General features: G+C 41.5%; 10 protein-coding genes and 3 pseudogenes. 4 read left to right on the top strand and 9 right to left on the bottom strand.

What is annotated here, in order from left to right; translation table 11 throughout:
- Window positions 1-693: 693 nt before the first annotated feature.
- The 4 genes from GB992_RS06490 to GB992_RS06475 all read right to left on the bottom strand — a co-directional run bounded on the left by GB992_RS06490 (window position 694) and on the right by GB992_RS06475 (window position 2447).
- The gene (locus tag GB992_RS06490; protein WP_161001715.1) at window positions 694-1071 is read right to left on the bottom strand and encodes a hypothetical protein; all 378 of its coding nucleotides are present in this window, start codon (window positions 1069-1071) and stop codon (window positions 694-696) included.
- A 15-nt stretch (window positions 1072-1086) separates the two neighbouring features.
- Complete coding sequence (locus tag GB992_RS06485; protein WP_003625713.1) at window positions 1087-1362, bottom strand: hypothetical protein; 276 nt, start codon at window positions 1360-1362, stop codon at window positions 1087-1089.
- 2 nt (window positions 1363-1364) lie between these two features.
- Window positions 1365-1853 carry a ParM/StbA family protein gene (locus GB992_RS06480; protein WP_238331061.1) on the bottom strand — a complete coding sequence of 163 codons (489 nt, stop codon included), beginning with the start codon at window positions 1851-1853 and terminating at the stop codon, window positions 1365-1367.
- 315 nt (window positions 1854-2168) lie between these two features.
- On the bottom strand, window positions 2169-2447 hold the full coding sequence (locus GB992_RS06475; protein ID WP_020923847.1) for a BRCT domain-containing protein: 279 nt from the start codon (window positions 2445-2447) through the stop codon (window positions 2169-2171).
- 833 nt (window positions 2448-3280) lie between these two features.
- Here GB992_RS06475 and GB992_RS06470 point away from each other — a divergent pair.
- On the top strand, window positions 3281-4087 hold the full coding sequence (locus GB992_RS06470) for a ParA family protein (protein ID WP_161001714.1): 807 nt from the start codon (window positions 3281-3283) through the stop codon (window positions 4085-4087).
- Between the two features lie 2 nt (window positions 4088-4089).
- On the top strand, window positions 4090-4458 hold the full coding sequence (locus GB992_RS06465; RefSeq protein ID WP_020090532.1) for a DUF5388 domain-containing protein: 369 nt from the start codon (window positions 4090-4092) through the stop codon (window positions 4456-4458).
- 346 nt (window positions 4459-4804) lie between these two features.
- Here GB992_RS06465 and GB992_RS06460 read toward each other — a convergent pair whose 3' ends face one another.
- The gene (locus tag GB992_RS06460) at window positions 4805-5116 is read right to left on the bottom strand and encodes a hypothetical protein (protein ID WP_161001713.1); all 312 of its coding nucleotides are present in this window, start codon (window positions 5114-5116) and stop codon (window positions 4805-4807) included.
- A 9-nt stretch (window positions 5117-5125) separates the two neighbouring features.
- Entirely contained in the window at window positions 5126-6112 is a 987-nt protein-coding gene (locus GB992_RS06455; RefSeq protein WP_161001712.1) for a LysR family transcriptional regulator, read from the bottom strand.
- A 198-nt stretch (window positions 6113-6310) separates the two neighbouring features.
- On the opposite strand from GB992_RS06455, the gene dsdA reads away from it, so the two are divergent.
- Window positions 6311-7639: a D-serine ammonia-lyase gene (gene dsdA, locus GB992_RS06450; RefSeq protein ID WP_161001711.1), complete on the top strand. Its 1329-nt coding sequence runs from the start codon at window positions 6311-6313 to the stop codon at window positions 7637-7639.
- A 358-nt stretch (window positions 7640-7997) separates the two neighbouring features.
- On the opposite strand, the gene GB992_RS06440 is transcribed toward dsdA, so the two are convergent.
- Window positions 7998-8381: an integrase core domain-containing protein gene (locus GB992_RS06440; RefSeq protein ID WP_230647812.1), complete on the bottom strand. Its 384-nt coding sequence runs from the start codon at window positions 8379-8381 to the stop codon at window positions 7998-8000.
- Window positions 8382-8404: 23 nt separating this feature from the next.
- Window positions 8405-8599 (bottom strand): annotated as a pseudogene (locus GB992_RS06435) (transposase); the annotation flags it as partial.
- Between the two features lie 127 nt (window positions 8600-8726).
- Between GB992_RS06435 and GB992_RS06425 the strand changes: the two are divergent.
- Window positions 8727-9164: pseudogene (locus GB992_RS06425) on the top strand (recombinase family protein); the annotation flags it as partial.
- A 130-nt stretch (window positions 9165-9294) separates the two neighbouring features.
- Here the strand turns inward: GB992_RS06425 and GB992_RS06420 are convergent.
- Window positions 9295-9419: pseudogene (locus tag GB992_RS06420) on the bottom strand (magnesium transporter CorA family protein); the annotation flags it as partial.

Raw genomic sequence — 9419 nt, 5'->3', positions numbered from 1 at the left:
AGTAATCACTCCCTATATTGGTTGGAATTAGCTACTACCATTGTAAGTGATTGCTTTGGGCTTTTTAATTTCTGTTCGGATTAATTATAGAATTTGCCCTCGCCATACATTAATACCTTAGGGAACTGGAAAAACAAGGCTCCATATACGCTATCGGCTTCATAGTAATTGAAATCTGTTGATTTTGTCATAATAAAAACTCCCTTTCTTGACTGACACACGCTGTCTCAAAAGAGAGTTGCTAAAACATTTGATTTGCTTTAAAATACAAATCTGATATGCTCTAACTGAATTACAAAGCATTCATTTAGTCGTGAGCTTTGCAAATTCACCAGCATGTGTCTGTTTGTGAGTTGCCCAGTCGGCAACTTTTTTTAGTTCTAACAACGAAAAATGGACTAAATAGCTCCAGTTAGCTACTTAGTCCATTGACTTTAATTTGTTTTTAACTATCCTTAACTTGTCCTTTGGGACGGGTTTGCGGTATAATTAACCTACAAATTAAGAACAACATTCAGTCGATTTAGACGGCCAAGTTAAAATCGACTGAATCTAAGTAGCTGTCTGATAGCTACTTGCTAAACCAAAAATCCCTGATTCCTCGTGAATCGGGGATTTTTCTGTTTAGCTTGATCTCTTTATTCGGTTGTTAAATTAATTTTAGTCTAGCATAGCGCTTACCTAGTGGAAACTTTATTTGGTATTGTATATTTTACCAGCTTTTGGTTGAAACCAGTAAGCGATAGAAGATACCAGTAAATATTCGAAAAGTAAAAATGCTTCGGGGTGTTTAAGCAAATTTTCATCAAAAACACTGAAAACCATGAGCATAAGTAACCCGCAAAAATACGTGATAAACAGAGACATTATCTGTAAAATTCTTACGACAATACGACGGTTACCGCTGATTCTTTCAAATAATGGCTGTAACCAATACTGCATTGGAAATAACCACTGTCGAATAAAAAAGCGGTCATCTACCAGGTGATTTTTTGCAATGCCAATGGCTGGGATTATCCAAAAGACAATAAGGCTGGCAAACAAAAATATAATACTTATTGGAATTCCCATAACAAGGCCCTCTTTCTAAATATCATTGTCTGAAAAGGCATTAAATCCTCCTTGCAAGCGTTCTTTGGAATCAGATGGTGATTCTGTACTATTTTTAGGTGCTTCTGGAGCTTTTAATTCATCTTTAACATAAGGATCACCTTGAGCCTTTAACCGTTCAATTTCGTGAATTAAAGCGGTTTTAACAAGTGTGGTTTTAGGAATTAATGATTTATCAAAGTAATCAAGGATTTCTTTGTCGACAATTTTCTCGGGATTTAGTCGGACGTTCAAGGTTTTAACTTTTCCCATGATTACTTGCTCCCTTCGTTTTGAGCTTGTTGACTTAATCCGTACTTATAAAAGCCGTTAACATTAGCAACTTCTGTATTTTTAACAATAACTGCGTTAGTGAAAGTAGTATTCAAGATTTTTTGGTTAAGCAAATTGGCTCCACCACCGGTAAAGAACAAAGTATCAATACTATCAAGGTTCTTTAACGTTGAAGTTACATTAGCAACTAAGCGCCGGGTAAACCGGTCAATTTCCTTGCAAACCAAATCAGTAATATCATCTTGACGATTTTTAGAAAATCGGTAGCTCCAATGATGTTGCTGGTTTCCCTTTCGTAAATCTTTTTCTAATTGATAAAGGCTAGTATCACCATTAATCCCGTTGGCAATGGCTTCGTATAGATCATTTACGCCGGTATTAAATTGATGGCGGTTTTTGCCACTTAGCTCAAAGTTTAAAATCGTATCAATCAGTATTGTTCCACCACCTACGTCAACAATTAATACCAACGAAGCGACGCATCTGTTGCGGGGTACGGCACCAAAAACTAAGCAGTATTCATCATGTTACAGCACCTAAGTAAAAGCTACGAAGATAAAAACATTCATCCTCAAAATATGTAACCTAGAAAAAAGGCCTCCAGTGTTAAACCGGGAGCCTTTTTTAGTATACCAATTTCCACTTCACATAAGGCGGCTTATCCCAAGTAACTCCCTTACTCCCTGATAAAACAACGATCCATTATTTGGCCTTTGTGAAATTTGACGGGAGAGGAGTGGTCTAGATGAAAAATCCCCCAAAATCATTAAACTCACTTTGTGAATTTAACCGCCTAAACTCCTAGACCATTGCGCCAATCGTGCCTGACACCAGTCCAAAAAATCCCGTTCTGAAATCGTTGGTGTTCCCGTCAATAACTTTTTTGTGATGGGCTCCTCACCTAAAGCCGTCTCAATTAACCCAACCACTAAATAATCTGTCTGTTTCGTAACCCAATTTTGTGGTTTCGCCCCAAAGACTTTCGCCAAACTAAAAGCTTGATCCCGAGTCATGGTAGTTAGACGTCCGGTAAAAGCAATCTCACAATCTCTTAAATCAAGCATTTTAAATCATCAACTTTCTTGATTCTAATGTTGGTTTTGACTTGACGGGTTATGGTTTTCCATTCAGTTTAGAGGGAGTGACGTTTTGAGCGCAGAATTGTTCCCTGGAAACAGCTATTTGGAATAACTGAACCAGAGTACAATTCTACGCTAAGGTTCCCCTTAGTTCGTCGGTCGTTAACGCCCGTCGCTTGTCTGTACAATTGCGGTATTGCTACCACCACTCATTATAAACCTACGTTTTCGGTTTAACCTACTAAAAAACGCCCTAGTAGGCGTTGGCAATACGTATTTATGTTTGTTCGATCACCAACTAATCAATGGCACCAAGCCGAAGCTTCGTTTTACCACCCGCGCCGTTAATGGTCGCGCTCACCATTCACCACCCAGCCGTACAGATGACCTTGTTGTGGTATAGCCAGACTTATTGAAGTCGCACTGGCAAACGTGTCCCCTTGGATTTAGACCCCAGCTTGTCCCCTAGGGCTTTAAAAATCGCACCGGCCATGATATAATAATCTATAAATTAGAAGATTGTTTGGCGCTCACCAACTCCAATTGGTGGGTGTTTTTTTGTATTCACTTACAAGGACAATTGTATTTCTCTTAATAAAGGAAATCAACACTTTTTTTAAAGAATGTATACATTTTTACATTAGTATTTGTAATAATGTAAAAATTAGTATTTGTATACTCAATCAAAACGCCTTTATTTCGGCCTACATAGAACCCATGTATACATTTTTACTTTTACACTCTTGTATTTGTATACATGTACTAGTTTTTGCGCTATAATTTAAGAGCATTACACTACATATTTATGAGGTGATATTTTGGACAGTAAAGTCATAACATTTTCAAACTTTAAAGGTGGAACTGGCAAGACAACCAATAGTACAATGACTGGTATCGAGTTGGCACGTCGTGGGTATAAAACACTATTAATAGATTTGGATCCTCAAGCTAACGCAACTAATTTATATTTAAAAACTAAAAATAACGTCGGCGGTGAAGTAACTTCTTTTGATGAAACCTTGATGACCGCAATTAAAAACAAAAACCTCAAACCAGCTATCATCAACGTAATCCAAAATTTAGATATTCTTCCATCCTCAGCTGACTTTTCTTTATATCCTAGATATATGGAGAATATAATTTCTGGCTACACCGATCGTGTAAAATACTTGTCTACCTTAATAAATCCGTGGAAAGATGACTATGACTACTTGTTGGTAGACGTTCCACCTACAATTAGCCTAATCACAGATACCGCATTATATATGACTGACTACGCGATTGTCGTTCTTCAAACTCAGGAAAGATCGCTTCAGGGTGCCCAGGCATTCATCAAATACATGCAAGATCAAATTATCAATGAATTCCACGCTCCGACATTAGATTTACTAGGAATATTGCCGGTTTTGCTGAAAAATGGTGCTCCTGTCGATAAGAGCACCTTAGCTAAAGCAATTGATATATTTGGTAAAGAAAATATTTTTGACATAACAATTAAAAATATGGAACGCTTAAAACGATATGATGTAACCGGGGTGACATTTAAAGATCAGTTTGATAAAGCAGTTCAAGACGTATACTCCAACGTTACTGATGAAATATTTAGCAGAATGGCTGGTGAATAGGAATGAGCGGATTATTAAACAATCCCAATCTAAAAAAACAACCAAAGACGGACCCACTTGATCGTGGACAAGATATCAAACCCAAAAACACCTTTACTACAGATGATCTTAAAAGTAATAATGGCAAACCATCAAAACCGGGAAAAAGCGTTGCAGATTCTGTTACTTTTTATGCTAACGTTAGAATCAACAACCATATTAAGAACAAAGCGGAAGCTTTATCTGGAATTGGTCTATATAAATCTCAAAAAGATGCCATTGATAACGCATTAGACTATCTCATTGATTCTTTAGACGCTGAAGACAAGCGAAAATTTACTTTTCAATTAGATATTCTGGAGAGTAGAGACGCCCGAACTAGGGGAAAATAATATCGCGCTCTCAGACAACACGTTCAGCTTTTAGACATATACTTTGTCCGTTTAAATTAAGCAGAATGCACACAAAAAAGTCCTCTATTATGCGGAATAGAGGGCTTTTCTGAAATCAGTACATACAGGCTTTGCTTAGGAGCGTTGCTTGTGTCCATTTAGGACATACACAATCATAGCACGTATTTGACAACTATATACACGTATAAGCAAACAATGCACGAGAATGCGTTTATATGGTAGATTGTAAAGAAAGTGGCTCATCAACAATTGAACAGCCTATTTTCCACTACTGGATCAGCCAAATTAATAACTAAAAACAAACAGACGAACCTAAGACATGCCCTTAAACAAGCGGCCGATCGTCACCAGTTAGCAGGAACTGATTCAAAAAATCGTTACTTTCCCGAATAAACCCCTGCAGTGGCGCTACAAACCCGCCACCGGACACTTGGTAGCTGTTAATGAGCTTATTGCCGTGGGTTTCAATCGTATCTTTAAATGTTTTTAAATCCGCAACTGTGAGCGTCTCCGGCAAACGTGAACTCTGGCCTAAAATGTAGTCCCAGTGAGCAGAGAGTGTTTTTTTAGCGGCTGATTTACTACCACCGCTGTGGTGGGTTGCCCCGCCAAAATCAAAGTGTTTTTGTAATGCCATGGCGATGTCTCACTTTCTTTGTTTAGTTTTGGTTTGTTGAGTCTTTCTGGCTTTTGATCGGCCGGGATTGATCGTAGCGCGCCGGGCAGAACCCAGTGTTAGCACGCGCTTGCTAGTTGCTTGAATTTGCATCTGCGTGGCTTCAATCGTTTTCATGTGGGCTTGTGCCTTGCGTGAAACGAGGTAGAAGTGGCGGTGCTGCGTCGGCGTTAAGGCTAACAGCGCGGTGTTCGTCAACCGTTTGGGGATCGTGATGCCGGGCAGCACACCGATACCCATATTATAGGTCACCGCCTGCCGAATTGCGCCGTAGTCTTGAAAGGTCGCGATTCGATGCGGCTGATAGCCTGCCTCCTGGCACAGTCGCCACACCTTGTCGCTGAGGTAGGCGCCGTCTGGTTCCATCGCCCAATCTTGGTCGCGCAGGTCATTAATGCTGACACTGGTTTGGTCGGCCAATTGATTGTGCGTGTTGACCAGTACCTTGAGCTCATCAGTGCCCAACTCAACGGCGGTCAAATCGTCTGGAAGCGGCATCATGTCACCAATGTAGGCCACGATGGCCAGGTCGATCTGGTGTGCACTCAGCGCGGTTAAACTGGCTGGGGGCTCGAGTTCTGCCAGACGGAAATCGACCTCCGGATACCGTTGATTGACCGCAGCCGCCGCCGGCACAACTAGCGCCTGTAACGCACTGGAAAACGCGCCGATGCGGACAAGCCCCTCGTAGTTGGTATCGGCACCGGTCAGCGAGGCTTCAACTGCTTCCAAATCATCGATGATTGGTCGAACCTGGGCGATCAATTCCTTGGCCGTTGCAGTCAATTCAACGTTACGGCCAACCTTTTCCAATAAAGTGGTGTTCGTGTCTTTTTCAAGCTGTTTTAGCTGGGCAGACACCGCCGATTGGGTGATCGCCATCACTTCTGAAACACGCTTCATCGTTTTGAGTGTATCGAACTGAATCAAAATTTTAAGCCGCCAAATATCCAGCATGGCTGCACCTTCCGTCATCATGTTTGCTGATTGGTTGGTTTATCAAAGTGACATCGAAATGATAAGTCAATCAAAACCAAACTTATACTCAATAAATTCTTGATTTTTTTAGGAAAACACTTAAGTTAATATGAAGTATACGCTGATGACGGGGGTTGGGTCAATCACCCTGTCCAGCACCTTGGAGGCACTATTAATATGACAGAAAACATTGAACAATTAATCCATAAATTCCCACTATTAAACAATATGCGTCAGTACGAGGCGATCGACTGGATCAACCCAGAATTTGGTGAAAAGGCTGAAATTCCGTTTACTCAAGCCGAAGTCTTTGACGTTGCGGCCCGTTTCAAACGGTTTGCACCCTATCTGGCCACCGCGTTTCCTGAAACCCAGAAAACCAACGGTCAGTTGATCTCGCCGCTGATCAAGATCGATAAGATGCAGTCTCGTTTGGCCGGTTTAAACGATGCTGAGATTCCTGGCAACGTCTACCTGAAGGCTGACAGTATGCTCCCCATCTCCGGTTCCATCAAGTCACGGGGCGGCATCTACGAAGTTCTGAAGTTTGCTGAACACGTTGCAACCACTGAAACCAACCTCACCTACTCTGATGATTATGCAATCTTGGCCACCCCTGAATACCACAAACTGTTTGCCGATTACGGTATCATGGTCGGCTCAACCGGTAACTTAGGGTTAAGCATCGGTATGGCCGCAGCCAGCTTTGGTTTTAAGACCACTGTGCACATGTCCGTTGACGCGCGTCAGTGGAAGAAGGACATGCTACGAGCAAACGGCGTGACCGTTGTTGAACATAACGACAGCGTCTCAGTTGCCATCGCCCAAGGCCGGGAAGAAGCGGCTAAGGATCCGCACACCTACTTCATTGATGACGAAGGCTCAAAGGACCTGTTCCTCGGTTATTCAGCAGTTGGGATCGAAATTCAAAAACAACTCGCTGATGACGGCATCTTCCCAGACCCCGACCACCCCGTTTTCGTCTACCTGCCAGCCGGTGTCGGCGGCAGTCCAAGCGGCGTTAGCTTTGGCTTGCAAATAATGATGCCAGAGGGGATCTATCCTGTTTTCGCCGAACCAACCCACGTGCCATCCGTTACCATGGGCATGATGACCCACCTGTACGACAAGATCGCCGTGACGGATCTGGGCATCGACGGCAAGACCCTGGCAGACGGGTTAGCTGTTCCCCGCTCATCAAAGATTGCCGGCCGTGTAATGCGGACCCTGTTATACGGTGCGCACACCTTCAGCGACGATGACATCTACCGCTACCTTGCCATGTTGGCGGATACCCAAGATATTTACGTTGAACCATCCGCAGCTGCAGGCTTCACCGCTATTGTACCAACCGTAAACGAGTTTAAAAACAAGGCAGCGTTGAAGAACGCCACCCACGTTGTTTGGGCCACCGGCGGAAAACTGGTCCCCGATGATGAAATGCAGAAATATTATGATAAAGGCCGGGAATTACTGGACGAACCGCAACAGATCCTCGCCCGGTAGACACGTCGCTTAATAGCAAAATGATAAAAGAGACTGGAAGACACACTTTCCGGTCTCTTTCTTTTTTATGTGCGGCGAATTTACAATTGAAATGCAACACAAAGTAAAAAAATAAACCCATACCGGGTAGAATATGTTTAACGACCAAATCAAACAATTCGAGGTATCCGGTATGAGCTATAGACATCTTACTATAAAAGAACGTGAAATACTTATGTTTTTACGAGCTAAGGGGTTGGATTGAAGTCAATATTTGAGACAGATTTTAAGAGACATTCAGAACCGCGTTTACCTTCCACAGCTCAAATAAATCATTAATCGTGATTAATAACTTATTTGAACCATGGAAAGCATTAAATCAGGCGGCCATTTGGCTCGTAAGTGTTGCAATTTCAACTTGTAAGGGGGTCTGGTAGCCCAGTGAACTATGAATTCTCTTCCTATTGTAGAAAGCATGCACATATTCAAAAAGGACGGCAGCGGCAGTTTCATAATCTTCAAAGACCGGCACTGGATAAACACATTCCTTTTTGAGGGAAGCGTGAAAGGATTCCATTGGCGCATTATCATACGGACAACCCTTACGGCTGTATGAGTGGCGGATATGTAGCTCAGTTAAACGTTGATTGTAATCATCGCTGGTATACTGTGATCCTAAATCCGTATGGATAATCAGGTCCCCAGTAATGGTTCGATTTTTAACCGCGCTTTCCAGGGTCTTTAAGACTAAATCAGTAGCCATCTTTTTTGAGAATGAATAGCCGACGAGCGCTCATAACTGCCGTTGCGGTTATTACCAGTGTTAATCCCAGCGTATGAGTAGCGTTCGTAACCCAAAAACTCTGCCAATTCGGTTTGAAGCAACTGGTTAATCGCAATTTCGAGGTGGTGACGAAAAACTTCGTCCAAATCTTGCTTTTGGTCTAGTGCAGCGATAATTTCTGTGGTAAGTTCATTCATGGGGAATGCCTCCTGTGATGTTTTCTGTGGTTACTAAATATCATAAGGGAAGGCATTCCCTATTTCTATACAATTCAGAAATCTTTTATGCATTTACACAAGATATTTTACGCTCTCGAAATGTAATACCAGGCAACCGCAATTTGAAAAACTGGTCCATCTGATTGAACCCAATGACACATTGATCGTCACAAAGTTAGATCGTTTTGCTCGTAATACTAGAGAAGCATTGAACTTAATTGATGACTTATTGAAAGAAAAAATAATGATTAAGGTTTTAAATTTAGGAACGATAGATAACACCCCAATTGGGCGTATGATTGTCAGAACTTTGCTATCGTTTGCGGAGATGGAGCGTGATATGATTATCGAACGTACGCAAGCCGTTAAAATATTTGCAAGGCAACACAATCCCAACTATAAGGAGGGTAGACCCAAAAGAAAAAAAGATAGCCGGAATATGGCTATCTTTGAATATTCTAACTCTCATACTGTGAAGGAAGCCGCTGAAGCTTTTAATATTTCTCCGCGCACAGTGCAATACATTAAAAAGCTATTTAGATAAATAACAAATACCACTGTCTATTTATATTACAATTCCTGACAAAAGCTATTAAATTATTGAAAGGAATCAGCCTTTTAAAAAGTCAACAAAGCAATTCTGCTTTAAATCATATTAGGGTATCACAAATACTTTACAAATATTTTTTGCGTCGCATCCAAAACCAGCAAATTAGGCTTAGTATAACAGAGATAATCAGCACAGCAAAAACACCATAAGAAGATTTTTCAAACGGGACATCGACATTGATTCCCCAAA

The organism is Furfurilactobacillus milii (assembly GCF_009863985.1).
Lineage (GTDB): Bacteria > Bacillota > Bacilli > Lactobacillales > Lactobacillaceae > Furfurilactobacillus > Furfurilactobacillus milii_A.
This window is presented reverse-complemented; position numbering and strand designations above follow the sequence as displayed.

What these genes read in the sequence shown, in the direction of transcription:
- GB992_RS06485 (WP_003625713.1), bottom strand. Translation starts at nt 1,362, where the DNA reads ATGGGAAAAGTTAAAACCTTGAACGTCCGACTAAATCCCGAGAAAATT.
- GB992_RS06490 (WP_161001715.1), bottom strand. Translation starts at nt 1,071, where the DNA reads ATGGGAATTCCAATAAGTATTATATTTTTGTTTGCCAGCCTTATTGTC.
- dsdA (WP_161001711.1), top strand. Translation starts at nt 6,311, where the DNA reads ATGACAGAAAACATTGAACAATTAATCCATAAATTCCCACTATTAAAC.
- GB992_RS06475 (WP_020923847.1), bottom strand. Translation starts at nt 2,447, where the DNA reads ATGCTTGATTTAAGAGATTGTGAGATTGCTTTTACCGGACGTCTAACT.
- GB992_RS06455 (WP_161001712.1), bottom strand. Translation starts at nt 6,112, where the DNA reads ATGCTGGATATTTGGCGGCTTAAAATTTTGATTCAGTTCGATACACTC.
- GB992_RS06465 (WP_020090532.1), top strand. Translation starts at nt 4,090, where the DNA reads ATGAGCGGATTATTAAACAATCCCAATCTAAAAAAACAACCAAAGACG.
- GB992_RS06440 (WP_230647812.1), bottom strand. Translation starts at nt 8,381, where the DNA reads ATGGCTACTGATTTAGTCTTAAAGACCCTGGAAAGCGCGGTTAAAAAT.
- GB992_RS06460 (WP_161001713.1), bottom strand. Translation starts at nt 5,116, where the DNA reads ATGGCATTACAAAAACACTTTGATTTTGGCGGGGCAACCCACCACAGC.